Annotated in this window: 20 protein-coding genes; 17 read left to right on the forward strand and 3 right to left on the reverse strand. The window is 47.6% G+C overall.

What is annotated here, in order from left to right:
* The first annotated feature begins 44 nt into the window (after nucleotides 1-44).
* Entirely contained in the window at nucleotides 45-1,583 is a 1,539-nt protein-coding gene (locus U4956_RS06330; RefSeq protein ID WP_323089707.1) for an IS1634 family transposase, read from the forward strand.
* A 216-nt stretch (nucleotides 1,584-1,799) separates the two neighbouring features.
* Here the strand turns inward: U4956_RS06330 and U4956_RS06335 are convergent, their stop codons facing one another.
* The 3 genes from U4956_RS06335 to U4956_RS06345 form a co-directional block, all read right to left on the reverse strand.
* The gene (locus U4956_RS06335) at nucleotides 1,800-3,137 is read right to left on the reverse strand and encodes an NCS2 family permease (RefSeq protein ID WP_323089708.1); all 1,338 of its coding nucleotides are present in this window, start codon (nucleotides 3,135-3,137) and stop codon (nucleotides 1,800-1,802) included.
* Nucleotides 3,138-3,353: 216 nt separating this feature from the next.
* Nucleotides 3,354-6,617: a UvrD-helicase domain-containing protein gene (locus U4956_RS06340; protein WP_323089709.1), complete on the reverse strand. Its 3,264-nt coding sequence runs from the start codon at nucleotides 6,615-6,617 to the stop codon at nucleotides 3,354-3,356.
* A 2-nt stretch (nucleotides 6,618-6,619) separates the two neighbouring features.
* Nucleotides 6,620-9,067, reverse strand: coding sequence for a hypothetical protein (locus U4956_RS06345; RefSeq protein ID WP_323089710.1), 2,448 nt, complete (start codon nucleotides 9,065-9,067; stop codon nucleotides 6,620-6,622).
* Nucleotides 9,068-9,302: 235 nt separating this feature from the next.
* On the opposite strand from U4956_RS06345, the gene U4956_RS06350 reads away from it, so the two are divergent.
* The 16 genes from U4956_RS06350 to U4956_RS06420 all read left to right on the forward strand — a co-directional run bounded on the left by U4956_RS06350 (nucleotide 9,303) and on the right by U4956_RS06420 (nucleotide 26,546).
* Nucleotides 9,303-10,172 carry a YitT family protein gene (locus U4956_RS06350; RefSeq protein ID WP_323089711.1) on the forward strand — a complete coding sequence of 290 codons (870 nt, stop codon included), beginning with the start codon at nucleotides 9,303-9,305 and terminating at the stop codon, nucleotides 10,170-10,172.
* Nucleotides 10,172-10,684: a ribonuclease M5 gene (gene rnmV / locus U4956_RS06355; protein ID WP_323089712.1), complete on the forward strand. Its 513-nt coding sequence runs from the start codon at nucleotides 10,172-10,174 to the stop codon at nucleotides 10,682-10,684. Before U4956_RS06350 ends, rnmV begins: the two co-directional genes overlap by 1 nt.
* The gene (rsmA, locus tag U4956_RS06360; protein WP_323091466.1) at nucleotides 10,684-11,601 is read left to right on the forward strand and encodes a 16S rRNA (adenine(1518)-N(6)/adenine(1519)-N(6))-dimethyltransferase RsmA; all 918 of its coding nucleotides are present in this window, start codon (nucleotides 10,684-10,686) and stop codon (nucleotides 11,599-11,601) included. Before rnmV ends, rsmA begins: the two co-directional genes overlap by 1 nt.
* The gene (ispE, locus tag U4956_RS06365; protein ID WP_323089713.1) at nucleotides 11,598-12,434 is read left to right on the forward strand and encodes a 4-(cytidine 5'-diphospho)-2-C-methyl-D-erythritol kinase; all 837 of its coding nucleotides are present in this window, start codon (nucleotides 11,598-11,600) and stop codon (nucleotides 12,432-12,434) included. Before rsmA ends, ispE begins: the two co-directional genes overlap by 4 nt.
* Complete coding sequence (locus U4956_RS06370; RefSeq protein WP_323089714.1) at nucleotides 12,431-12,640, forward strand: DUF1146 family protein; 210 nt, start codon at nucleotides 12,431-12,433, stop codon at nucleotides 12,638-12,640. Before ispE ends, U4956_RS06370 begins: the two co-directional genes overlap by 4 nt.
* Before the next feature lie 349 nt (nucleotides 12,641-12,989).
* Nucleotides 12,990-13,913 (forward strand): rod shape-determining protein, encoded by a 924-nt coding sequence (locus U4956_RS06375; protein WP_323089715.1) that lies wholly within the window; start codon nucleotides 12,990-12,992, stop codon nucleotides 13,911-13,913.
* Nucleotides 13,914-14,142: 229 nt separating this feature from the next.
* Nucleotides 14,143-15,810 carry a tRNA lysidine(34) synthetase TilS gene (gene tilS / locus U4956_RS06380; RefSeq protein WP_323089716.1) on the forward strand — a complete coding sequence of 556 codons (1,668 nt, stop codon included), beginning with the start codon at nucleotides 14,143-14,145 and terminating at the stop codon, nucleotides 15,808-15,810.
* A 27-nt stretch (nucleotides 15,811-15,837) separates the two neighbouring features.
* Nucleotides 15,838-16,389, forward strand: coding sequence for a hypoxanthine phosphoribosyltransferase (hpt, locus tag U4956_RS06385; protein ID WP_323089717.1), 552 nt, complete (start codon nucleotides 15,838-15,840; stop codon nucleotides 16,387-16,389).
* 31 nt (nucleotides 16,390-16,420) lie between these two features.
* Nucleotides 16,421-18,388: an ATP-dependent zinc metalloprotease FtsH gene (gene ftsH, locus U4956_RS06390; protein ID WP_323089718.1), complete on the forward strand. Its 1,968-nt coding sequence runs from the start codon at nucleotides 16,421-16,423 to the stop codon at nucleotides 18,386-18,388.
* A 368-nt stretch (nucleotides 18,389-18,756) separates the two neighbouring features.
* The gene (locus U4956_RS14405) at nucleotides 18,757-19,014 is read left to right on the forward strand and encodes a cation transporter (protein WP_416347409.1); all 258 of its coding nucleotides are present in this window, start codon (nucleotides 18,757-18,759) and stop codon (nucleotides 19,012-19,014) included.
* A 75-nt stretch (nucleotides 19,015-19,089) separates the two neighbouring features.
* Nucleotides 19,090-19,548: a DUF5684 domain-containing protein gene (locus U4956_RS06395; RefSeq protein WP_323089719.1), complete on the forward strand. Its 459-nt coding sequence runs from the start codon at nucleotides 19,090-19,092 to the stop codon at nucleotides 19,546-19,548.
* Between the two features lie 338 nt (nucleotides 19,549-19,886).
* Complete coding sequence (hslO, locus tag U4956_RS06400) at nucleotides 19,887-20,825, forward strand: Hsp33 family molecular chaperone HslO (RefSeq protein ID WP_323089720.1); 939 nt, start codon at nucleotides 19,887-19,889, stop codon at nucleotides 20,823-20,825.
* Nucleotides 20,791-21,885, forward strand: a complete 1,095-nt coding sequence (gene dusB / locus U4956_RS06405) for a tRNA dihydrouridine synthase DusB (protein ID WP_323089721.1) — start codon at nucleotides 20,791-20,793, stop codon at nucleotides 21,883-21,885. Before hslO ends, dusB begins: the two co-directional genes overlap by 35 nt.
* Nucleotides 21,886-22,571: 686 nt before the next feature.
* A complete protein-coding gene (gene glgB / locus U4956_RS06410) occupies nucleotides 22,572-24,449 on the forward strand; it encodes a 1,4-alpha-glucan branching protein GlgB (protein ID WP_323089722.1) in 1,878 nt (625 codons plus the stop codon).
* 174 nt (nucleotides 24,450-24,623) lie between these two features.
* The gene (locus U4956_RS06415) at nucleotides 24,624-25,214 is read left to right on the forward strand and encodes a class I SAM-dependent methyltransferase (RefSeq protein ID WP_323089723.1); all 591 of its coding nucleotides are present in this window, start codon (nucleotides 24,624-24,626) and stop codon (nucleotides 25,212-25,214) included.
* Between the two features lie 288 nt (nucleotides 25,215-25,502).
* Nucleotides 25,503-26,546 carry a sensor histidine kinase gene (locus U4956_RS06420; RefSeq protein ID WP_323089724.1) on the forward strand — a complete coding sequence of 348 codons (1,044 nt, stop codon included), beginning with the start codon at nucleotides 25,503-25,505 and terminating at the stop codon, nucleotides 26,544-26,546.
* Nucleotides 26,547-26,661 lie beyond the last annotated feature (115 nt).

Genomic DNA, 26,661 nt, shown 5'->3' on the forward strand with positions numbered 1-26,661 from the left:
ATCTATAATATTTACAAGTTATACATAGGTTTTGGAGGCCTGCTATGTCATCTCAAGTGAAGGTTAAAGGTAAAAATGGTCGGATTTATGTTTATGAGGTTGAGTCATTTTGGAACAAAGAGAAGAAAAAACCTGATTCTCATCGTAAATGCATCGGCCATATCGATGAACGGACGGGAGAAATCGTTCCGAATCGGCCTAGAGCTAAAAATGGAAACGGACTTCGTCAATCTAAACCAGAGTCACAGATTACTGTAACTGGCAGCGGCAGTTTTTCGATTGTGGATAAGGCCGCTCGTGAAACGGGGTTAATGGACTGCCTTAAAAAAGTCTTCCCAAATCACTGGCCTTACATTATGACCTGCTGTGAATTTCTAGCCTCTACCGGTGATCCGCTCTACTTAATTGACCGCTGGTCTGCTCATAATGAAACCTACCTTCCTAATGGTTTAATCAGCCAAAGAGTCAGTGAGCTTCTGCAATGTCTTACCTTGTCAAAGCAGCAAGAATTTTTCAGAACATGGATAGCTCATAATGAGTCTAAAGAATACTTTGCCCTGGACATCACAAGTGTTTCATCCTATTCCGAATTCATTTCCATGGTGAAGTATGGCTATAACCGCGATCATGAACCTCTTCCCCAGATTAATCTTCTGATGATTACAGGGCAGAAAAGCAAGCTTCCTATCTATTTCATGCCCCTTGATGGCAAGATCAAGGATGTAAAGGCACTGAAGTCCGTTTTGGAGAACCAGACGATGATTACCCCAAAAATGCTTTCTTTGATCATGGATAAAGGATTTTTCTCGTTATACAACCTGGAGGCTCTCTATAAGGACCATTTTCACTTTGCGTTAGGTGTACCTTTTACCAGTAAGATCGCCAAAGAAGCTGTAGAAAAATACAGAGATACGATTGAAAGCCACTACAATGTGGTGAGTGTTGCAGGTGATGAGGTTTATGGAGTAACAGAGCTGCAGAAATGGGAAGGCCATCGTCTCTATCTCCATATTTATTTTGACAGCGATAAAGCTGCTGGAGAAAAGAAAGCATTCAATCATAAATTGCATACTACTTACCAGGCGCTCTGCAACGATGAAAAGGTAAATGATGAGAAATTCGTTGAAACGTATTTCACCATAAAAGAGACAAAAGTCAGAGGACGCAAGGTTCTCTATAACGATGCGGCCATCGAAAGCCATCTAAAAAACAGAGTGGGCTGGTTTGTCATGGCCAGTAATTTCATCAAGGATAAAACAGAAGCATTGACCATCTACAGAGAGAAAGACTGCGTTGAAAAGTCATTTGATGACCTGAAAAATCAGATGGATATGAAACGATTGAGAGTCCACAGTGAAGAGACAATGAACGGGCGGATATTCATACAGTTTCTGACATTGATCCTGGTTGTTTGGATTCGTCAGAAGCTTTCAGAAGTGAAATGGTCCAATAAGTATTCCTATCAGGAAATCATGAATGAGATTGGAGAACTTAAGAAAATCAGCGTGGAAGGAAAAAGAAAAAATCTGACTCTGCAGACAACCAGTCTACAGAATCAGATTATGGAACTATTCGGCCTTTAATGGACATGTGTATAAAGGCGGGAATTTAGGTTAAACACGATTAGAGTCAATCAGATTGAGTCTTAGGGCTGATCAGAAAGAAATCTTTCATCCAGGAAAAGTTTGGACCTTTCTGTTTCCAGATTTGAAAGGACTCTGGTCTGCATTCCTATTTCAATCCGACCCCAAACCATTTAAAAAAACCGATCCGAAGACCGGTTTTGAATAGACTGAAATTTAGATTGCGAAGTATGGAGAAGCAAAGTAGATCACGAAGATTACCATCAGGATCCATACTGTCGGATGAATTTCTTTAGTTTTGCCCGCGGCGATCATTGCAACTGTGTAGGCAATGAACCCAAAAGCAATACCGTTGGAGATTGAATATGTCAGAATCATGGAGATGACGGTGATGAACGCTGGAATTGCGATCACCAGATCATCCCACTGGATGCTGCGCAGCTGCTGAGCCATCATGACACCCACGATGATCAGGGCAGGAGCTGTAACCGCATTGGTAATCAGGCCCAGAATCAGTGGGGAAATGAAGATGGACAGGATAAACAGTACACCCGTTGTAACAGCAGTCAGACCTGTACGTCCGCCTACACCAACACCAGAAGAAGATTCAACGAAGCTGGTTACAGTAGAAGTACCTAAAGCAGCACCGATGCAAGTTCCGATGGAGTCAGCTAACAGAGCCTGTTCTGCATTTTCAAGTTCACCTTTCTCGTTAACCAGACCGATTTCGTTACCGATGGCAACTAAAGTACCAGCTGTATCGAAGAAGTCTACGAATAAGAAAGAGAAAATAATAACGACTGCGTTGAATGGGTGAGCAAACAGTTCGCCAAATCCGCTCATGAACGCACCAGCAGCACTCATGTTGAAGTGAGTGGTGAACAGTCCATTGAGTGCAGGCATTCCGTCAAAGCCGCAAAGACCAAGAATAACCCCGGCAATTGCGGTGATGACCAGACCAACGAATACGCCGGCTGGAACTTTGCGAACCACGCAGACGATTGTAGCCAGAACACCGAAGATGGATAACAGAACGGTTGGATCGGACAGATCACCAATTCCAACGAAAGTGGATTCGTTGGCAATGATGATTCCGGAGTTTTTCAGGCCGACGAAGGCGATGAAGAAACCAATACCAGCACCGATCGCAAGTTTGAGCTGGACAGGAATCGAGTCGATAATTTTCTTACGGATACCAGTAACCGAAATCACAACGAAAACGATACCGGAAAGAAATACAGCCGCCAGAGCAGCCTGCCAGGAATATCCCATACCCAGGCAGACAGTATAGGCAAACAGGGCGTTGACACCCATACCAGCAGACAGAGCGACTGGATAGTTAGCCAGAAAGCCCATCAGGAAGCAGGCAATTGCTGAAGAAAGGGCAGTCGCCATGAAAACAGCTTCTACATCCATTCCCGCATCGGACAGGATCATTGGGTTAACCCCCAGGATGTAGGCCATTGCAAGGAATGTTGTTAAGCCGGCAATAAGCTCAGTCTTAACTGTCGTTTTCTTCTCCTTGAGATGAAAACATTTTTCAAGAAATGACATATTTTCCTCCTCTAAGTCTATGTTCATTCTCTGTGTTGCACGAAAAACAGTTTCAAGTATAAAGGAGAATTTATGCCAAAATCAATTTGTGCAAATTATGTTGGAAATATGGAATGAAATTGTCGCTTTTCAGCCCTTATTTTAGCGGTTTAGGCCGTTCCTGCCGGATTTTCAGGGCTTTTAGCCGCGCTTTCATTTTTCAATTATGGTATCCGATCAGCGGACTTCAATCATCTTTTTAAGAGTGAAAGAGTAGATCCAGGCACTGATTTTCTGATCAGGTCGAATCTGTTCCATCGCCTGTCGATAGGTTTCTAACTGGCTCCGATATTTTTCTAACAATGTGTGATCGTCAAACACATTGTCGGATTTGAAGTCGACAATGACCGTTTCCGATGGCAGATCGACCACCAGATCCATGAAACCATGCACATACGCATTGTCTTGCCGGGTGCAATACGGGCATTCAAACCGATGCGGCCTGCTCATCCAGAAGCGGTATTGTTCGTTGTCATTGAGTGCCAGAATCTGTTCGACTGTCTTGTCATCCAGGCTCATCCCTGCTTGTCCGGCGAAGTCTTCAATGTCATTTTTCTGATAGGGATAGGCAATGGAGCCGGTGATTTCGTGAATCAGCGTTCCTCTTGCTCTTGCTTCCAGAGAGTTTCCCGGCAGATTGGTGTGCAGCGATTTCCAGCTGGCTGTCTTTTTGGATTCACTGGCGGTCTGCGAACTGATCACGGAAACTGGCAGCTGATAATGCTGGAGACGCACTTTGCGATTGCGGCTGCTGATTGACTGGTTGGGTCTGTCATAGAGGGATTCAACCAGCTCAAAGTGGACATCCTCGCTCAGATCCGTATGGAAGGTTCTGAAAAACCAGCTCGTAAACCCTTTGGAACAAAGCAGGCCATAGACATTGAGCGGTCCGTCATACATGTTTTCATTTTTCAGGCTGTCCACAAATACAAGCTCTTTTTCGGCTCGGGTGCAGGCGACATAAAGCAGCCGCATCTTTTCCTGAAGTTCTTCCATGAAGCGTTTCTGGCTTAAGGCCAGCGCCGGCGCACTTTTTAATTTGAGATGATGAGACACATCCAGCCCTTCAAAGCCCAGGCCTAAATCCGCATCAAAAACAATTGGGTTGCCGCTTTCCATATCCCGGGTACTCTGGTCACTGAGCACGTACACCACTTTGTACTGCAATCCTTTAGAAGCATGGATCGTGGAAATCCGAACGGCATCTTCTTCTTTACCAAACGGAATGGCCTCACTGGTTTTATCCAGGTTTTCCTCCAGCGTTGCCGAGTCCAGGAAACTATCCAGATCCATCAGGGTGCTGGCTTCCACAGCTTTTTGCAAAAGCAGATCGAGGTTGGTTTTATCCTGTGAGGTCGTATGCTGCTCATAAAACTGGTTATATCCATACAGAGCCACGATCATTTCGGGTAATGTTTTTTCCTTAAGCGGTCGCAGATCGCGGACAAGTTTTAACATCTCATAGCCCTGCGGCGTGCTGCGCAGCCGCTGGTAAAGACTTTCGTTAGGTTCACGTCCTGCTAACAAGGGCAGAACCTGCTGTTGCTCGATGCCGGTTAATGGAGAGCACAGGGCTGCCATCAGGGCGATATCATTACGTGGATCCTGAATAATGCGCAGCGCCGAAAGGACAATCTGAATGGCTTTGTTGGTGTAAAAGCCTTTGCGGATATGGTGAATCGCACGGATTCCCCAGCTGTCCAGCACCTCTTTGAGTTCATCATGCGGCGTTGAAGAACGAGTCAGAATCGCAATGTCACGATACGAATACTTGCCGGAAGCGACTTTCTGCTCAATATCATGGGCAATCAGATCATAGCGGTGCTTGTTATGAACCGACTTGGCTTTGCGAAGATCCGCTTTATCACTGGTCGGATCCTGCCAGGTGCCATATTCGGTAAACAAAAAACGCACCTGGGCCTGGTCGCCTTCGCTTTGGGCAGGCGTTCCCGGTTTGGCAAAATCGATGGCCGAAAACTGCGAAGGCAGGCCTTCAATATTCATCAGCCGGTTGAAAAACTGGTTGTTAAAGTCAATCAGCGTTTTGGTCGAGCGATAGTTTTCCTGCATCGCAATGACTTCATCATGCTCACCGACATGTTCAAGGTGATCCTTCATCAGTTCCGGTCTTGCCTGACGGAAACGGTAAATTGACTGTTTGATATCCCCGACCCGAAAGACATTATTTTTACGGGCAATCGCCTGAATGATCGATTCCTGCAAATCGTTGGTGTCCTGGTATTCGTCGATCAGAATCAGCTCATACTTATCGCACAGCTCTTTGGCAGCGGAGGGATTCTGGAGAATCTGCCAGGCGTATTGTTCCATGTCTGAGAAGTCGATAAAGCCAGCTTCTTTTTTCAATTCCAGAAAACGTTCCTGCACCCGGATGGCCAGATCCGTAAAAGTTTTCTGCAAGCCGATCGTGCTTTCATTGGCGGCTGTGAACTGATCCGGAGTAAACAGGTTTTTGGCAATCTCCCCCTCCAGTTGGCGGGAGTCCGCCTGAATTTCCTTGAACGACTGCTTATTGATGGTTGGTGTAAACTTGCCAGTCGTTTCAATATAGGCCGTAAACGCATGGGCAAAGGCGACGTAATTTTTCTGTTCCAGGGCTTGGCGACAGGCTTCAAGCTTGTGGACCTTGCCATTAAAGAGCGTCAGGTACTCATCCTGCTTAAGCTGTTTGGAAAAGCTCATCTCTCCAACTTTTTCGACAACTTCTTCAAAAATATCGATCAAGGCCTGAATGCGGATCTTGAACCAGTCGTAAAAGAAAGCGGCAATCCGCTCATCGGCTGTGGCACAGGATTGAATCCAGGCTTTCCAGTCCGGTTTGGAGCGAGCCAGTTCCAGGAATTTGAGCAGCACTTCCTGCAGGTCTTTTTCTGTTTTTGAGTAGGCTTCCAGATACAGACTCAAAGCCGCACCTTCTTTGGCATCCAAAGAAGCAATTCCCTCTTCGATTGCCTGGGCGAGCGCCTGCTGGTCAGCCAGGCCATTATCTACATGGGTCGCCGTGGAATAAGAAAGATCGACGAGATAGTAATAACGGCCGACAATATCGAGACAAAAGCTGTGAATCGTGCTGATCGAGGCCGTTTCAAGCTGCGAAATCTGCATGTCGATCCAGGGATCGCCGCTTTGGAGCATCAGCCGCTGCTTGAGGCGCGTCTTCATTTCCCTTGCCGCATCTTCGGTAAAGGTCATCGCCAGAATAGAGCTGATGGAAATGCGTTCTTTTAAAACAAGCTGGCAAAGCCGTTCAACCAGAACCGCGGTTTTGCCAGCACCCGCTGAAGCACTGACCAACAGGTTCTTGTTGCGGGAGTCGATTACGGCCTGCTGGGCCGAAGAGAACTTCAGTTCAGGCTTTGAAGCCGGAACTGATGCAGGTTTTGCGGCGAGGGCATCTACAGCTGCGGGGGGGATCTGAGTCATGCTTATTCACTCCTTTCAATAGCCGCATTGCGACAGATCGCCTTATAGGCGCAATACTGACAGGCACTCGGCTTGTGTTGCGGGATAAAGTCATTGGCTTTGATGCTCTTGGCAAACTGATCAGCCTGGGCAAGCACTTTGGATTCCCTGGCTTCATAGGTTGGGACTTTCTTGCTTAAAAAGCTGCCGAGCGGATTGGTCTGGACACCAAGATTTTGCGCAACCATGGCACCTTTGAGATATTCCATCTGTCCTTTTTCTTTTGCGTCCTGCAAAGAGACTGGACAAGCCGTTCCCTGTGCGCCTTTGTTATAGGAAAGCGAGAAGGCCGGCCGCTCCTGCGCTTTGGGCTGCAGGCGCAGATCCAATGTGGCCGAAGGGTGATCGAGCATGGAAAAACCTTCCGAAGCCTGCGGATATAAGTTAAAGGCGGCATGGGAAGCCGAATGGCGGGTCAGCGAACCTTCAATCTGCATTTCAATGCCCTGGATTTCTTCCTTGCGATCCATATGGTAGTCCGCCTGAACAAAATCCAGATTCATATGAGTGGCAAGCGGTGCGAGGTTTTCAAACAGCCAGACAATCTGCGCGGTTGTCTTGGCAGCCAGCGTATCGAGTTTCTGCTTGCGGTCCGGGAAAATCTGACGCGCAAAGCCAAACTGGATATTCACCAGATCGGCCACTTCCTGCTTAGAAAGCTGATAAAAGGACTTGCCATAGCGCTCAAAGCCATCCCGCATGATTAACGGCAGGATTTCTTTGACCTGAAGCCGGATAATCTCTTTGGCCAGAATTGGCTTGCGCAAATGCAATCCATATTCCAGCAGGTTTTTAAGGGGACAGTCCTCATAGGCCTGAAGCTGTCTGACCCCGGTTGTCAGGGGGCTGTCGGGCTTTTCATACAACATCTGCGATTTCATCGTGTCCAGCTGAAAAGACGGGCGCCAGTTGATGCTTGATTCGGCGCTGACTTTAAACTGAGGGAGCACTTCGAGCCAGGTGTTGAGTTCATGGCTGTTTTCAACGCTCTTGCCTTCATAGTCCGACTGCGGCGTCAGAAAATAAACGCTCTCCGGGCCCATAAACACGCTTTTGAGCTGCTCAAGCTTGGCCGACATACGACTTTCAAGGGATGGAAAATCAAGCTGTTCAAGATAGTCTTCGCCAAACACACCATGGCTGACACTGTGGCCAGGGAAATTGGTCGCATCCGCCCCGATATAAAAGACATTGTCAAACAGGCTGGAAACCTGGTCACGGTTTCCAATGAGGACCCCCTTTAATTCCGGCAGAGCGCTGGAAGGATGCAGAGCATCGAGCGAACGCAAAAACAAATGAAGATCTTCGCGGGTTTTGACGCGGTCTTTGATCTGGTTCCAGCCATCGACAACCCCGCCAAAAATCCGGACGTCATCTTCGCTGGGCTGGGGGAACTGATCCATGATTAACTGGCCGATCGCTTCCATGGAATTGAGATCCCATGCCTGAATCTCGCGCAGCTTTGTGCGCCATGGAGTGCACTGCATTTCCAGCGCCTGCAAGTCGGCGTAGTCCTGCTCAGAAATCAATGGATTTTCGACATAAGGAATTTCGGAAAGGTTGCTGTCGGCATTCTCAAACAGATCGAGATACCGGCGCAGATCATAGCCGCTGACTGGAAAGAAGGTCTTTAACAGATCCATGCGCGTCGTTTCATTGGGGTCAGCCAGATAGCGCAGGGCACTTTTCCAGCAGTCAAGTACTTTGGAAGTCGTTGGCTGGCTGACAAAGGTATAGGGAATGCGCCGGGAATCTAAAGCCTGGGCCAGAGCATATTTCTCTTCGGGTTTGGCCAGCGCAATAAAAACGGAATCTGCCAAAAGTTTGTTGGCGACAATCGCATCGGCTGCCACTTCCATTTCCTTACGGGGGTTGGAAGCAGCCCAATAGTAAAAGTGGCGGTGTCTGGGCTGGGTAAGTTCTTTTGCTCCTTTGGATTTGAGCAGATCGACCCAGTACTGATTGAGGTCATTGGTTTCGGTATTTAAAATACGCAGCTGGCTGGCATCTTCAAAAGGCAGCGTTTTGGCTTCTTCCACCCAGAGTTCAATGGGCATCAGTCGTTCGATAATCGCATACAGATCCTTTTGGCGCTGGTCGTCTTGCGGAAAGTTTTTGATATCATGCAGTTTGACCAGAACCATGAAATCCTGACAGGCTTTCAGAAAGTCATAGTCCTTGCGCGAGCCATAAAACATATTGTCTTTGGGCAGCGAGTTTAAAGCCGCTGCATAATCGTAGAGCAGACTGGCCGTAGAGGGCTTAGGTTTATGGAGCTTGCGGTTGAGGTAGGCTTCAAGGGACAGCACGGTAATATTCAGGCAGCTTCCCTTCTGTTTGAAGATTTCTTCATACAGCCGCAGATGCAGCGCACTGGGCGCAATGAGAATGGTGTTGTCTTCAATCTTCATACAAAATTTCCTTTCTGTTCTGTTCCGGTCTGGTCTGAGATCCATATATTTATTGATCACATTTATCTTTATCGATCGTAATTTAATTTTTATCAGATCAGACGCATATCTTTGACTGCTCAAAAGCAGTCTTTGAGATTGATTTCAAAAAGCACTTTGTCCTCCCTGCTCATTCGGGCAGGCCGACTGAAAATTGGCGTTACAAAGTGCATGGTATAATTCGTGAGGTGATGTTATGCAGACTTTTCTTCGTAAATTCAGCTGGAAAACACTGTTTTCTATTTTACTGGGTAACTTTTTGGTGGCTATTGGTACAGTCTTCTTTATTCTGCCCGAAGACATCCTCAATGGCGGGGTCACAACGGTAGCGATTCTTTTACGGGGTTTATTTGGCTGGAACGAAGTTCTGGTCATCTATATCGCCAATATTGGGCTGTTTTTTCTTGGCTGGGCTTGCCTGGGTAAAAAATTTGCGGCAACCATTGCCCTTTCCACATTTATTTACCCCTTCCTTGTCTCCCTGCTTTCACCGTTAGACACGGCACCTTTTGCCAATATCGACCCGATTCTTTCTGCTTTGTATTCCGGGATTATTACCGGTGCCGGACTGGGGCTGGTTTTCCGTGTCAACGCCAGCACGGGCGGAATGGATATTCCGGCCTTGCTGATGCACAAATACCTGCATATTCCCACCGGCCAGTGCGTCATGATCGTCGACTCCATTACCATTCTGTCCGGACTGCCAGTTTTTGGTCTTAACTCCGTATTAATTGGCCTGATTTCTGTCATGTCCATGACCTTCATGATCAACCAGCTTCAGACCCTTGGTTCCGAATCGGCCATGAGTGTCATGATCATTTCGGAAAAATGGCCAGAGATTCAGGATTATCTGCTTGAAGATATCTCCCGGGGTGTGACAATCTTACAGGGTGAAGGAGCCTGGTCCAAACAGAGCCGGCCGGTTTTGATGTGTGTCATCAATACGCGCCAGTATGCCAAGGTACAGCGTGAAGTCGGCCTGATTGATCCAAAAGCCTTTTTAATTGCCAACAATGTTCACGAAGTCCGCGGAGCCGGATTTACCTATAAGGATGGTGATCTCTAATGCATATCCAGGAAATGATCGTCGTTGAAGGTCACAATGACACCAATACCCTGCGGCGTTTTTTTGACTGCGATACCATTGAAACCGGCGGTGACCATGTCAGTGCCGAAACGTTAGAACGAATTGCCCAGGCACAGAAAACGCGCGGGGTCATTGTCTTTACTGATCCGGATAAAGCCGGCAGCCATATCCGCAGTGTCATTGAACGCCATGTTCCCGGCGTCAAGCATGCCTATATTGATCGTTCCGTTGCGCATACGGATAAAAAAGTCGGAGTTGAGCACGCACAAAAGAAAGATCTTGAAGAAAGCCTCGCCAATGTGGTGACCTTCAACGATGCTTTGCATACGCTCGATTGGGACGAGTTTATCTCGCTTGGCCTGATTGGCGACGCAGCCCGGCGCAAAAAAGTCACCGATGCCTTTCATATTGGCAAATGCAACGCCAAAACCTGTTTTAAACGACTCAATCAGCTAGGCATTACACGTAATGCAATCGAGGAAATTTTATGATTGAAAATCCAATTGCTTCCAAAAAACGGACCCGGCAGATTCAGGAAACCTGGAATGCATCCACTAAGAAAAGCTTTGGCCAGAACTTCATTGTTGAAGCCGGGGTCGTCGATAAAATTGCCAAAGCCGCGGTTGGTGACCCTGATGGGGTTGTCATTGAAATCGGCCCGGGTATTGGTGCACTGACTCAGTTTCTTTGTGAATACGCCAAACGCGTCATCGCCTTTGAAATTGACCCGCGTTTTCCGCCCATTCTGGAAAAAGAAATTGCCAGTGACCACCTTGAAATCATCCAGAAGGACTTTCTGGAGGTTGATGTCAACGAACTGCTCAAACCATTTGCCAAAAATCATACTCCAGTTTATTTTGCGTCCAACCTGCCTTATTACATTACGACCCCCATTCTCTTCAAGCTGTTTGAAGCCAATGAGCCGATTGCAGCCATTACCGTCATGATGCAAAAAGAAGTGGCTGACCGCTTCATGGCCAAAGTGGGAAGCAAAGAATACAACGCACTGTCCGTCATTACCCAATACCGCTGTCATCTCAAGCGCATCATGGACGTCAACCGCAATGTTTTCTGGCCATCGCCAAATGTTGGCAGCACGGTGCTGCAGTTTACCTTCCGCACCGATCAGCCCAAAATTGATGAATCCCGTTTTGTCGCTCTAGTCAAAGCCTGCTTTGTTCAGCGCCGCAAAACGCTGCTCAATAATTTACAGAGCTGGCTGGAAAGCAAAGACAAAGCCCTTGCTCTGTTGGAAGAAGCCGGCATTGAACCAGCTACCCGTGCCCAGCAGCTTGAGGTCAAAGATTTTTTGCGACTGTACGAAAGTCTGACCAGACTGGAGCCTGCATGGAAGGATACAGCCGATCAAAACGAACCAAACGAATCAAAACAGGAGGGTCAGGTATGAAAATCAAAGCCCATGGCAAAGTGAATCTGGCTCTGGACATCTTAGGGGTCCGTGAGGATGGAAAGCACGAGATGGATATGGTCAATGCCCCCATCAATCTGTGCGATGAAATCGAACTGGAACCCAATGGCAAAGAAATCGATGAAGTCTTCTGCGACAACGAGCTGCTGCCACCTTCCAATACGCTCTCGCATACGCTCAAAGCCCTGCGTAAGCATGGACTGAAGGAGCATTATACCATTCACCTGACCAAGGTCATCCCGATGCAGGCTGGTCTTGGCGGTGGATCGGCTGACGCGGCTGCACTGCTTTGGGCACTGGATGTGCTGGAAGATTTGCAGCTTTCCCTGCCCCAGCTTGAAGAGATCGGCTTTGAAATTGGAGCCGATGTTCCGTGCTGCCTGCACAATGACTTTACCCGGGTGCAGGGGGCTGGTGAGCGGGTAACGGATCTGGAAGTCGACTGGTCGATTCCAGTCCTGCTCGTTCAGGGCAAACAGGGCATTTCGACTGCCCAGGCTTTTGCAAACTTCGATGCTGCCGAACCACGCCCTTTAGATATCGACATTGTCCAGGATGCCGTACGCAAACGCGACATCGGCCTGCTGTACCAGACCATGACCAACGCTTTTGAAGGACAGGCGTTTGCGGCCATTGAAGAACTTGCCCAGATGAAAGAAGACATGCAGGATGCCGGTCTGGTACGCGTCATGATGACGGGGTCCGGAAGCTGTCTGATGGGCTTTTCAGTCGATGATGAAGTGCTCGAAGACGCCTGTGAAACACTCAGAAAAAAATATCCGTTTGTCTGGAAAGGAAAGATCGGCCTGTGATCTCTGTTGACTGGATTTTATACATCGTCGTCTACGCGACCTTTTTTGCCTGTTCCTTTTATGCGCTGAGCTGCGTGGACTTTGCCAAGTTTTGCAAGATTCACAACATGGCCAAAGTCAATCTGCTGGTTTTTCTGCTTTCACTGGCTTTAGCCTGGATGTGCACCGAAGCGGTACTGACACTGACCTGGCGGCAGGGCTTTTAGCTTTCAGCTTTTAAACCGGAGTGGGATTCAGTTTCTGCTTCCAAACACACAGACCCAACAGAATGACTCAACAGGGTGCTTTCAAATTGAAAGCGCCCTTTTCTGTTGTGGGGATTCTCTGTTTTGGAATGCTTTCTGTTCAGTCCTTTTCAATTCTCAGTCTGGCCTGGCCGATCATGATCCCAAAAATCCTTGATGGTGCGCAAAGGCCGTCCAAATATTTGTTACAATGGCAAAAACTCCACTCTTCAATCCGGCTTAGAAATCAGGCCAGACCCGATCGATCAATACGGACAAAATGGGTTCAACTCTGAAAAGAGGCAGGAGTCTCAATAGCGGGAGGATGCGTATGTTTGAAAGCAGTTATCTGATTGATCCCGGTGCTCACATGACCCGGATGTATGATCCCAAAACCAGATCGGTGGTTTCGGTGCGCTCCTGCCGACTCGCCAAATGTCCCCAGGTGGTTGGCCAACAGGCGCTCGAACAGTCCTGGCAAGGAAATGACCGGCTCGTTTATCCCTTCAGTAAAGAAAAAATCAAAGTTGATCCTGCTCCATTGATCAAGAATCTGTTTGCGCAGGCCCCGGCTGATCGTTACCTGCTGGTGCCAAGAGCGGGGATTCTTTCCTATGGGCCGGTGGATGAAGAAAGAGAAAAGGAATGGCAGCAGCTGATGCGGCCGTTTCATTTATCCAAAGTCTCTTTCGTTTCAGCTCTTGAACCTGTTGATTCAACGCCGTCTTTTCACATTCACGCCGGTGCCTCCCTGATTCATTTCATCACCACCAGTGACCAGCAGATTCTGGACTACTATGCCCTGCCATTAGCCGGCCTGAAAATCGATGAAGCCATTTCCCGTGAGATTACCCGGGTGTTCCAGTGTCTGATCTCTTCCGAAGATGCCTGTGCCCTCAAAGAGGCTGTCTCCAATGCCCTAGGCCAGGGACGCAATCCAGTTCTGTCGGTTACAGGACTCAACCAGCACAACGAATATGTCCAGATCCGCTTTCGGGCTGCGGATTTATGGGGCTGCATTGAACCTGTTTTGCGTCGGATTGCGCAGGAAGCTTCGCGGTTTGTCTGCCGCAAAGGTCCTGAAATCATGGAACAGGTGCTGCGCCATCCAGTCCTGCTGACGGGTGGACTGGCTTCGTGCTATGGCTTTTCAGATCTGCTTAAACAGTCTTTGCATTGTGAAGTCCAGATTCCAGACAATCCCGCTGAATGGGTTCTGGAAAGACTGGGTCGTCACAAACCTGTCCGGTATTAAGGACTGGTTGTGACTGCCTTCGAGTTTCTCATCTTAACTGACAACATCAATGTCAGTTTTTAAAATATCGTTAAAAAGTCACAAAAAGCGAAAAATTCTCAGAAAAAGGATCTCCAGCCTGATTGTTTTCTGTCAGAATCCTCACATTGCCTGCTGATTTGATGCGGTCTTGCAAGAAAAGACCGCTTTTTTAATTTTCCTGCAATTCTGGCTGTTACAATGATCAAGTATGCATAAGGAAAATCACAGTATACCTGCTTTTTTAGCCCAATCGTCTCTGGATTCTGCCTCTTCTGCTTTTCCAGACCATTCATCTTCTGCTGTTTTTCCATCCAAAAACAAAGCACCCGTTGTCGCTGCGATCAGCGGCGGCCCGGATTCGATGGCCCTGCTTGGCTGGCTGGAAGCGCATGAGATCGACTATGTCATTGCGCATGTCAATTACCACAAGCGCCAGAGCAGTGGTCGGGATGAGCAGATTGTCCGCAACTGGGCCAAACAACATTCCCGTCCTCTCTGGATTTTGCATCCTGTTTACTCCAAAGCCGCAGGCAATTTTCAGGGCTGGGCAAGGGTGGTCCGCTATGCCTTTTTCAAACAGATCGGACATCTTTATGGAACAAGACAGATTTATGTGGGTCATCAGCAGGATGATTCCCTCGAAACCTGGATGATGCAGAAAAAACGCGGCCTGGTTCCTGAACGCTATGGGCTGGAATTTTGCAGTCCATTTGGTTCGTTCGAACTCGTCCGTCCGCTTCTGGATCATTCCAAAGCCAGTCTTCAGGCGTGGTGCGATGAACATGGAATTGCCTATGGCCTGGATGAGAGCAACTTTTCCAATGCTTACCTTCGCAATCAGCTTCGTCATTCACTGATCGAAACTGCCACGTGTGCCAAACGCCAAAAATGGCTGGATGAGATGGATGCGGATAACCGGGAACTTGCCGCCATGCATGCCAAAGCTGAAAAGCTGGCTTTAGACAATGATTTTAAAGCTATGCAGAACAGTGAACTTGGCTGGCTTGCCCTGGAAAAACAGATTGCCCTGGCCACAGGGGTTCACCACTCCAAAGCCTTCATGTCCGACCTGCTCGAAAAGCTTGGCCATGGCTCGATGCAGACGCTTAAGAGTGAGCAGTATTTCGGATCTTCAGATTCTTTCCTGCCAATTTTTGGGCCTTCTGCTTTTTCAAATGGAAAAACTGTTTCATATATGAAAAAGGAAGAAAAAAATGGAGAACTCTCCCCTTGGCCGGCCGGTCTTCAGACCGATCGCAAAGAGGAGAACCAGAAAAAAACATCTGTGTGTGTGCAGACTGATCAAAAAGCGCCAATCCTTTCTTCTTTAGGCCGAGTGTCTTCTTTAGACCGCCTGGCCGGCCGCACCTGCTTTTTGGAAACGTGCTGGCAAAAAGGGCATTTGCAAAGCCTTCATTTCTTCGCTTTGAGCTTGGGACCTTCCTTAGCCATGCGAAGTGGAAGCGACAAGATCAATGTGCAGATCGTTGACAACAAAGTACGCATTGCGCCGGCTGGCTGGATCTGCTTTTATGTCGATTCTAAAGATCAGCTCGAAGCGCTGATTCAGGCCGGCTTTCAATGGGGTCCATGGCGATTTTCGAGCCAGGGGAGCAAAATCGACTCTTTTGTGGTGGATGAATCTGACTTTCCACTTTTCATCCGTTTTTCGAAACCAGATGATTCCATCAGGATGCGTTTTGGAACAAAAAAGCTCAACCGTCTTTGGATTGACCGGAAAATTCCGGCGATTGAGCGGGTGTTTAACCCGTTGATCGAGGGAAGAAAGGGCATTCTTTTTGTTACATTTGCGGGGGCGGACCCATCACACTTTATGGAAAACGCCTCAATGCATATGTTAAAATTGCACACATAACCAAATGGAATAACGAGAGGTAAACACATGTCAAAAATTATCAGTGACGATATCGATCATGTCCTTCTGAGCGAAGAACAGATCGAAACCCGCTGCAAAGAACTTGCTGCAGCAATCGAAAAAGACTATGAAGACCGGCATATTACACCAATTGTTGTCGGAATGCTTAAAGGCTCTGTCCCTTTCATGGCTGAGCTGATTAAATATTTCAGGCATCCAATCGAAATTGACTTCATTTCTGTATCAAGCTATCAGGGAACAGAGTCTGTTGGTGACGTCAAAATTGATAAGGATATGGATTTGTCATCAAAAGGCAAAAATGTCCTGATCGTCGAAGATATCGTCGATACAGGACGCACCCTGCGCGAAGTCAAGAAACTCTTTTATAACAAAGGCGCAGAAGATGTAAAAATTGTCGCTTTACTGGATAAACCGGAGCGTCGGGTCGTTGATATTCAGGCGGATTATATTGGCTTTACCATACCGAACGAGTTCGTTGTCGGCTATGGCCTCGACTACAACCAGCGTTACCGCAACCTGCCTTATATCGGCGTTCTGAAGCCGGAAGTCTACGCTTAAGCTGCCAATTTTTCTGGAAAGGGAATAAAACATGAAAAAATGGCTGAATTATTTGCCAACCCTGTTCATTATCGTCATTCTGATGTCCCTGATTCTGTTTTCGACTCAGGGTTCCGTCAATCGAATGAACTACACACAGTTCCAGAACATTGCGAACACGGCGCAGTTTGACAACTCGTCTTTAAACATCTCTGGAAACATTATCAAGGCCGAGGGTGACTATACACTCAATGGCAAAACTCAGTCTTACAGTGTCATCGTCCCCAACACGGACGCGAACATGGAATGGCTGACCGACACCCTGGAAAAGGGCGGCGGAAGCATTACTGTCACCGACCCATCGAGTGGAAACTTATGGATGAACATCCTGGCTCAGCTGCTGCCACTGCTGCTGATCGGACTGCTCTTCTATTTCATGCTCTCTAAAATGAGCGGTGGAACCGGGGCAAACAAAGCCTTCGAATTTTCCAAATCGCGTGCCCGCATCGAAAGCAATGTCAAAACCCGCTTTAAAGATGTCGCCGGCTGCGAGGAAGAAAAAGAAGAAGTCAAAGAAATTATCGACTACCTCAAAAACCCACAGAAATTCACCCAGATGGGCGCTCATATTCCGAAAGGAATTCTGATGGTCGGCCCTCCTGGAACCGGTAAAACCCTGCTTGCCAAAGCAGTTGCCGGTGAAGCCAACGTTCCATTCTTCTCGATTTCCGGTTCGGACTTCGTTGAAATGTTCGTTGGTACGGGGGCAAGCCGTGTGCGTGACATGTTTAAAAACGCCCAGAAAAACGCACCCTGTATTCTGTTTATCGATGAAATCGACGCCGTCGGCCGTCAGCGTGGTGCTGGTATGGGCGGCGGAAACGATGAACGTGAGCAGACCTTAAACCAGCTGCTCGTTGAAATGGATGGTATGACCGACAATGCCGGTATCGTTGTCATTGCGGCAACCAACCGTCCTGACGTTCTTGACCCTGCTTTACGTCGTTCGGGTCGTTTTGACCGGAACGTTACCGTAAACCTGCCAGATATTCGCGGCCGTGAAGAAATCCTGAAAGTTCATGCGGCCAACAAGCCTCTGGCGCCAACCATCTCGCTCAAAAACCTTGCCCAGCGTACCCCAGGCTTTTCTGGGGCGGATCTGGCTAACGTTTTAAACGAAGGCGCAATTCTGGCTGTCCGGAACCACGAACCAAAAATCACCCAGGAAGACCTGGATGAAGCCATCGACCGCGTTATGATGGGTCCGGCTAAGAAATCGAAGAAATACACTGAAAAAGACAAGTGGCTTGTTTCCTACCACGAAGCCGGCCATGCCGTCATCGGCCTGAAACTTGAAGATGCAGATATCGTCCAGAAAGTCACCATTATCCCGCGTGGAGAAGCTGGCGGCTATAACCTGATGACTCCGCGTGAAGAGAAATACTTCCACCGCAAATCCGAAATGGTCGCTCAGATTACCGGCCTTTTAGGCGGCCGTACAGCCGAAGAAATCGTCTTTGGCGAAATCTCGGCCGGGGCTGTCAACGATATTGAAAAACTGACCTCCATTGCCAAAAACATGGTCCGTGTTTATGGAATGTCCTCTTTAGGTCCAATCCAGTACGCTGATCCTGAAGGCAATGTCTTCTTAGGCCGCGACTACACCAAAGGATCTGACTATTCTGCCGGTGTTGCCTCTGAAATTGATAAGGAAGTCCGCTCCATCGTGGACTCCTGTCATGAAGACTGCAAACGCATCCTCACTGAAAACCGCGATCTGCTCGATCTGATCGCGCACAACCTGTTTGAACACGAAACACTGACAAACGAAGAAATCAACAACCTGATGCAGTATGGAACCATCACGGATCCAAACACTGCCGTCATTGATACCGAAATCGTCAGTGAATCCAGCAGTGAAGTGCCGCCTGTTCCTCAGGAAGCCAGACAGCCTGAAGAAAAGGAAATCGACAAACAGACCGTTGATGATGCACTGAACGAACTGACCAAAAAGAATTAGCAAGTTCTTTTTCGGTCCGTTTCAGCCTGGATCCTGGATCCAGACCCAAAGATTGAATCCCAAAACTCCGCGTCATGCGGAGTTTTTTCATGTTCGAATCCATTCGAGCGCCAACGAATGCTCAACACTGTCTGCAGACAAGAATGAGTCCATTTGTCCTTCAAAGACCAAACTTTACTCATTTATTGACGGGCAAATTTCACAAATCCGCCCAGACTACTGCCTGTTTGTGACGCATTCTGTTTTTGAGCTTTACCAGATGATTTACACACCATCATTTTATAATGATGGCATGACCACACCTGTCCAAAACAATCAGGCTCTGCCTGAAACGCAGGCGAAACGCGCCAGACAGATTGACCAGCTTTATGACCATCGAGGCCAACACTCGGCTGTCTGGTCTGAAATTTGCGGTCGGATTTGCGAGTCATTCGCAGGCTGTTGTCAGTGAGGCAGCCAACAATCTGGGCGATGCTTTAGGCTCCTTTGTGACAATCATCGGAACCCGACTGTCCCAGAAAAAAAATGGACCAGCGCCATCGTTGCAGCCCTTGTTCTCTATGTCGGCATTGAAACTTTGGCCAGATCCATCCAGAGTCTGCTTCACCCGCAAGAAGTCAACTTGACCAATCTGTCTTTGTGGATGCTGGCGGCTGCTCTGGCTTTGAAACTTTTGAACCTATATTGAAAGGAAGAGACATATGCTCACTCTCGCAAACATTTATACTTCCCTGCCCTGGAACAATTTCTATGGCTGGGGTGGCTTTCTGTGGTACCTGCTTCTGGCACTTGGCCTGTTTCAGGTTTTTTCCAAAGCGGGCGAACAGGGATGGAAAGCCATTATTCCGATTTACAACCTGTATATCTGCTTTAAAATTTCTCGCCGCGAAAGCTATTTCTGGTTATGGGGTGCCTGCACCATTATTGCTGCACTGCTTTCATGGATGAGCGGCTTCTGGCTGTTTTTCTGGGTCCAGATTGTCGCCTGGATTTTCTCGATTGGTTCGGTTTTTCTTCTGGCCGATATGTGGTTCAACCTGTCGGTTGCCTTTGGCCATGGATTCCCCTTTGCACTGGGGCTGACTTTCCTCAACCCAATTTTCATCATGATTCTGGGGTATGGCGGCGATCAGTATCGCTATGGATTCCGTCGCTACTAGATGGCGTTGCTATACTTAAACCTGCATCCCGAATCCTCAAATGCTCTGCCTTTGGAATGATCGAAGGTAGAGTATTTTCCTGTCTGATCCTTGCCAGGACTGGATCTTGGGTTTCATCAGGCGAGACAGACATGATGAAAGCGCCAGGATGCTTATAATGAATTGACTGCACGCAGGCTTTCTTTTCCCTTTTTTCATCTGGATCCATTTTTTGATCCCTCCTTTCTCAATTTTGGAAAGCAATGAGGTTAAACAGTTCATATTTGATTCAGGTACTGGATAGACCTGTGAAAGATCCCTGCTGCAAGATTCGATCATGGAATCGAAAGGAGAATTGTATGAAAGATCAACTTGTTAAAGCGATGGCTCTCGATGGCAGAGTCAGATTTTATATTGACCGGACAACCGACCTGGTTCAGGACGCGATGGACCGGTTTGATCTGCCCAATGGCAGTGCGGATGCGTTAGGCCGTGTCTTATCGATCGCCTCTATCATGGGCAGCATGCTCAAAAGCGAACAGGAAATGCTAACCATCAACATTTTAGGGACCGGACCTCTGGGTTCGATCGTTGTCGATGCTTACTCGAATGGCAATGTCCGCGGATTTGTCGCCAACCCAGAACTCACTCCAGAGGAAGCTCACCTGCCAGTCCGTGACCTGATTGGTCTGCCAGGAACCTTAATTGTCACCAAAGACTTACAGATGGAAGAAAACTGGTCCGGCACTGTCGAACTCCAGAACGGCGAAATCGGTCAGGACTTTGCTTACTATTTCACCTTAAGTGAACAGACCCCAACGGCTGTCAGCGTGGGTGTCAAAATCGATGAAAACGGCGTGGTGGAAGCTGCTGGCGCTCTCGTCCTACAGATGATGCCAGATGCTACGGATGCTGAAATCTCCATCTGTGAAAATGTGCTGTCCGGCCTCAAGCCAATGACAGAACTGATCGCCCACTACGATGACTCTTCTCTCGATCAGCTGGCTCTGGATCTGTTTGAAGATACAGAAGTTCTGGAAACCAACCCCATCGCCTTTAAATGCACCTGCTCCAAAGAAAAAACAGCCGGTCTGCTGCGTACTGTTTCCAAAGAACACCTCAAAGAAATGATTGAAGAAGACCATGGGGCTGATGTCACCTGCAACTTCTGCAACACAACGTATCATTTCGATGAAGAGGAACTGAAAGAAATTCTGGAAGAAAACGAAAAGAACCTGACAGAAAGTGAGGAACTCGAAAGCCATGTCTCTGAAGATCAGGGAGATCTCGCTGCCTAGTCCCGTTGTCATTGCACCGATGGCCGGTGTTTCGACAAGAGCCTTTCGCACGATCGCCCGCCAGTTTGGGGCTGGCCTTGTGTGCAATGAAATGGTTTCTGATAAAGCCCTCTACTATGACTCCACCAGAACCCGGCGGATGCTGAAATCCGACGAAAATGACCACCCCGTTTCCTTCCAGATCTTTGGCCATGATAAAGATACAATTTTAAATGCCGCCCGGATTCTGGATGAAGAAACGGATTGCGATATCATTGACTTCAATATGGGCTGCCCGGTCAATAAAGTCATCAAGGCCAAAGCCGGAAGCTACTTGATGAAGGATATCGACTATGCCTATGATCTAATCAAAGATCTGGTGGCCAGCGTCAAAAAGCCAGTTACCGTCAAAATGCGGCTGGGGTTTGATGCAGACCATATCAACTGCGTGGAAATGGCCAAAGCCATGGAAAAAGCCGGCGTCAGCGCGATTACCCTGCATGCCAGAACCAGAGCCCAGATGTATGAAGGCAAAGCGGACTGGAGCTGGATCAAGAAAGTCAAAGAAGCGGTTTCTATCCCTGTGATTGGCAATGGGGATGTAACCAGCGTGGAAGACATGGTCCGCATGATGGACGAAACCGGATGTGACGGCGTGATGATTGGCCGCGGCATTGTTGGCAATCCCTTTCTGATTCAGGAATGCGTCGACTACTTTACCGGCGAACATCATACATTTGAACTTGAGCAGCGTTTTGCTGCATGCAAACTCCATGCCCGGCTGCTTTGCGAAGATCTCGATGAACGAGTGGCCCTCTCCCAGATGCGCGGCCTGGCCAGCTGGTATTTAAAAGGTCTTCCGAAAAGCCATGAATACAAAGACCGCCTGTCCAAAATCCGGACCTATGAGGAACTGGTTACGATTCTGGATGAATACCAGAAACTGATTGAAGACTATCAGGCCAGCCATCCAGATAAAAAAGAAGATAAAGCCACCCTTCAGGCTGAAACTCGTGAAAAGTCTGTACTGGATGAGGCGAAGGAAGAAATTTCTTGTCTCCAGGACAGACAAGATGGATAAACATCCTGAAAAAGGCAATGAAAACCGGATTTTCGTCCGGTTTTTTTATGATCGATTTACAGTGATGTTTTTTGAATGATGATCGAAGTGTTTAAAATCAATCGTTCTTTGTTTTTGTCCTCGAAACCGTTTCTTCTTGTCTGTACTCCTTTGAAGCATCCATTCGAAACAGGTGTTCGCTCTTTCCTGTACATTTTCCGGTTTCCAGAGTGAACTCTTTGTTTTTTTTACTTTCTTCTTCTGGCCGGCCAAAGAATGAGGACCTTCCATTTTCCATGCCTTCTTCAGACTAAAATCAGACGGAAATCATGGGATGGAAGCGAGCAGAAAGAGGCCGGCCAAAGCATTCTTTCCAGCCTGGTTCAGATTCAGGAAATAAAATGAATCCGCTAAAAGAAGACAGCCGCAGACCGAATGCAAGAGCCTACAGACCGTATTTCGTCCCAATCCGATTCTTTCAGGCGCCCACTGTCCCTCTCAAAAGAGACCATGAGATAATTATTAATCTGCTTCGTTTTGTTCACCAATCCTGATCTCACGAATTGGAAATACAGACGAATGTAAGAACGTACAAAAAATTAAACCTGAACAATAGTCATTTTTTCTCTCTTGATTCTTTCCATCTGTTGCCTTTGATATACAATGATAGATGAATAATAAAAAACCTATCAGTCAGGAGGAAACCCATGAAAAAAATGGATCTTACCCCCTTTTTTCAAGGTCGGGAACTGAATGCTTACGAGTATTTTGGCGCTCACCCTGAAAAAGAAGGGGTCAGCTTTATTGTCTACGCACCCCATGCGCAGGCTATCTCAGTCGTTGGCGACTTTAACGAATGGGACACTACAAAAAACCCGATGGAAAAAGATGCCGAAGGCGTATGGAGTGTCGTTGTTCCCGAAGCAAAATGCGGCCAGGCTTATAAATACAGAATTACCCAGCAGAATGGGAACGTTGTGGACAAAATTGACCCCTATGGCTTCTCTGCCAAAGTTCGTCCCGAGCACGATTCGATCATTACAGATTTAAGTTTTGATGGCTGGACTGACCAGGAATGGATGGAAACTCGTACTAAAGGCTTTGATAAACCGATCTCGATCTACGAAATGAATGTTGGCTCATGGCGCGACCGCAACACCCGTGTTGAAGAAGTCCCCGGTGCCGGTGAACAGCACGAAGACGGCCTGTTCGTCCACTACTCCGATATCGTGGATGAACTGATCGTTCACTGCAAGAAGTACCACTTCTCTCATGTTGAAGTCATGCCGCTTTCTGAATTCCCATTTGATGGCTCCTGGGGCTACCAGGTTTCGGGATTCTTCTCCGTTACCAGCCGCTATGGAACACCACTCGAACTCAAGGAATTTGTAAACCGGCTGCATGATGCCGGCATCGGTGTCATCATGGACTTTGTTCCTGTCCATTTTGTCAAAGACGCTTATGCCCTGGCCTACTTTGACGGTACGCCGCTTTACGAATATCCCAAACACGAAGATGCAGACTCCGAATGGGGCACCAGCAACTTTGACTTATGGAAAGAAAGCGTCCGCTCTTTCTTAATGTCCGCTGCCAACTACTGGCTCAAAGAATACCATGTTGACGGCCTGCGCATGGATGCCATTTCCAATGCGATTTTCTGGAAGGGCAACAAGATGCTGGGCGAAAATAAAGGCGCAACCGACTTTATCAAGCGCATGAACTTCACCCTCAACCAGGAATACAAAGGCAAAATCATGCTGATTGCCGAAGACTCGACCGACTTCCCGAATGTCTGCAAATCAACACTCGATGGCGGTCTCGGTTATGACTACAAGTGGGATCTGGGCTGGATGAACGATACCCTCAAGTATCTCAAACTCGACCCAATCTACCGCAAATGGCACCACAATGACATCACCTTCTCGATGGCTTACTTCTATTCCGAACACTTCATCCTGCCTTTAAGTCATGATGAAGTTGTTCACGGTAAAGCAACAATCGTTGATAAGATGTGGGGAAGCTATGATGACAAGTTTGCCCAGGCCCGTGCTCTGTATACCTATATGTTCGGCCACCCAGGCAAGAAGTTAAACTTCATGGGCAACGAGCTGGGCATGCTTCGTGAATGGGACGAAATGAAAGGCTGCGACTGGTTCTTACGCAAGTATCCAATGCATGCTTCTTTCGAAAAATTCTTCGAAGATATGACTGGAATCTGCACGGAAAATGATGCCTTCTTCTATGGCTATGATCCAACCAACTTCCAGTGGATCAATGCGGATGATGCCGATCACAATACGTTCTCCTTCATGCGTAAAGGAAGCAAATACACCTACGTATTTATCCTGAACTTCTCAACCAACCCTTATCAGCTCCAGTTTGGTGTTCCTTACAGAGGCACCTATACCGAGCTGCTCAACACGCAGTGGGAAAAATACGGTGGACGGATTTCCAATGATGACATCCAGAATGTCCGTGCCTTCCACCTGCCACAGAACAACCAACCATGGCGCATCAATGTCAAAGTGCCAGCCTTAGGCGCGATGATCTTCCGTGTTGAAAACGGTAAAGAAGAAACAAAATAGTCCGGCCGGTACAATTGCTGGAGCATAGCCAGCTGGATCCCGATCTGAATCCCTCCTTTGAAATTCTCAGCTTTGAGTCTCAGGGCATTCAGGTTTTCATCCGCCGGTTCTGGATTCACAATATCAACAGAAACAACAAAGACAGGGATTTCCCTGTCTTTTTTCGAGGTAACTATGTCTCATTATTATCAAGCAGATCCCAATCTGGATACCACTGAATTTCCCATTTCCTTTGATGTCAACGGCCGCTCATTTACGGTCAGTTCTTCAGCGGGCGTTTTTTCTAAAGAAGGTTTGGATACTGGTTCCCGCATTCTTTGCGAAACGATTTTAAAAGAAGTAAAACCCGTCACTGAATTTCTCGATCTTGGCTGCGGAATCGGCGTGATCGGCGTGATTCTTGCCAGTTTCTGGAACAGCAGACTGGTCGCCATCGATCCCAACAGCCAGGCCTGCCATTTAGCCGAAGAGAACTATGCCAGATACAATATTGAAGCCACTGTTCTCAATCAGGACTCCGTCAATGATCAAAATTATCCGCTGATCGTTTTAAACCCACCCATCCGCACCGGCAAACAGGTCATCTATTCGTTATTTGAACAGTCTGCCGCTCATCTGCTTCCTGGGGGCAGTCTTTGGATTGTGATCCGCAAACAGCATGGGGCGCAAAGTGCGATGGATAAACTCAATGAACTGGGACTGACAACCCGTCGCGTCACCCGCGATAAAGGCTTCTGGGTCATCGAAGCGCGCAAGCCCGAGTAGAAAACGGTTTTCGGTTTTCGGTTTTCGGCTGCAAACCTTCATCCTTTCCAGGTTCTCGTTTTCCGATTTTCTTTTGCCCTTTTTGCAGGCAGCCCATAAAAACGTGCTGCCTGTTTTTGTCTGCTCAATCTTTCATTTGAGAAGATTGGTGGTACTTTCGATTGAATTTGGCTATCTTGAAATGAGTAAACAAAGATCCAGAAAAGCCCAACAAAAGTTCAGTCTTTTGATGCCCTGTTTTCTGGATCGATGCTCTGTTTTCTCTTTCTGAAAGGCCTGGTGATCCTCATGTCCGCTCCTGTCTATAAACCCGAAGAGTATTTCTTAACTGAAGAAGAACCCATTCGATATAAATATCTGACCTATCTCAAAGATCTGTTCGCCCAGAACTGGCTTTTATTGGCTGCATGGCTTGGCAGTGCTTTGTTGATGGCCATTCTTTGCTGGATCTATGCCGAGCCCGTTGAACTGGCCTTGTTGTATCTGGCCATTACTGCCTTTTTCATGTTCGTCTATCTTGGCTTCTATCTGCGAAGACTTCATACCATTAAGCATCTGTTAGCCGGGGATGTCTTTGATCCGGAAAAATATCCACGCTCGCTGCAGTCCTGTGCTGAAAAGATGGAAGAACTCAATCAGAAAATGATCTCGACTTCGTCAAGCGCCAAAAAGGAGCAGACCGATCTGGAAAATTACTTTTCCTTGTGGGCACACCAGATCAAACTGCCCTTAGCAGCCATGGAATTACAGCTGCAGCTGGAAAACCCAGACCGGGAAGAACTTATCCGCTGTGAAAAACGCATTGCCCGCGATGTCAGCCAGGCCATGATTTATGTGCGCCTGGATGGTTCGGACTACCGGATTCAAAACGTCAATCTGGAATCTGTCATCCGGCCGCTGATCCGCGAAAATGCTTCTTCGTTTATCCATCGCCACATCACAATCGACTGTGATTTCGATCAAGGCGTTGTCTGCACAGATCGCAAATGGATTGGCTATGTGATTGAGCAGCTGCTTTCTAACGCGCTCAAATACACCCCAGACTTCTCCACCCTTACCATCAAAACCACGGCGACCACGTTTTCGATTCTGGATGAGGGCTGTGGAATTGCCAAAGAAGACTTGCCCCGAATCTATGAAAAAGGGTTTACCGGCAAAAACGGCCATAACAACCTTACAGCGTCCAGCGGCTTTGGCCTGTATTTATCGGATGAAATCTGCCATCGGCTTGGCTGCACGCTCAAAATAGAAAACCGAAAGGATTTACCCGAAGGCAAAACAGGTGTCATTGCATCGATCGAATTTCCCCCGGCTCTGTATTTTAAAGACTGAAAACAAAACCGACTGTATGTTTCTTGCAAGACCATAAATCGCCAAAACAACCTATTAAGATTTATAAATCAGTCAAATCAGAAGTATGAATTCATGGATGGCGTTTTACCCTGGA

This window comes from Allobaculum sp. JKK-2023, assembly GCF_034745455.1.
Taxonomy (GTDB): Bacteria; Bacillota_I; Bacilli_A; order Erysipelotrichales; family Erysipelotrichaceae; genus Allobaculum.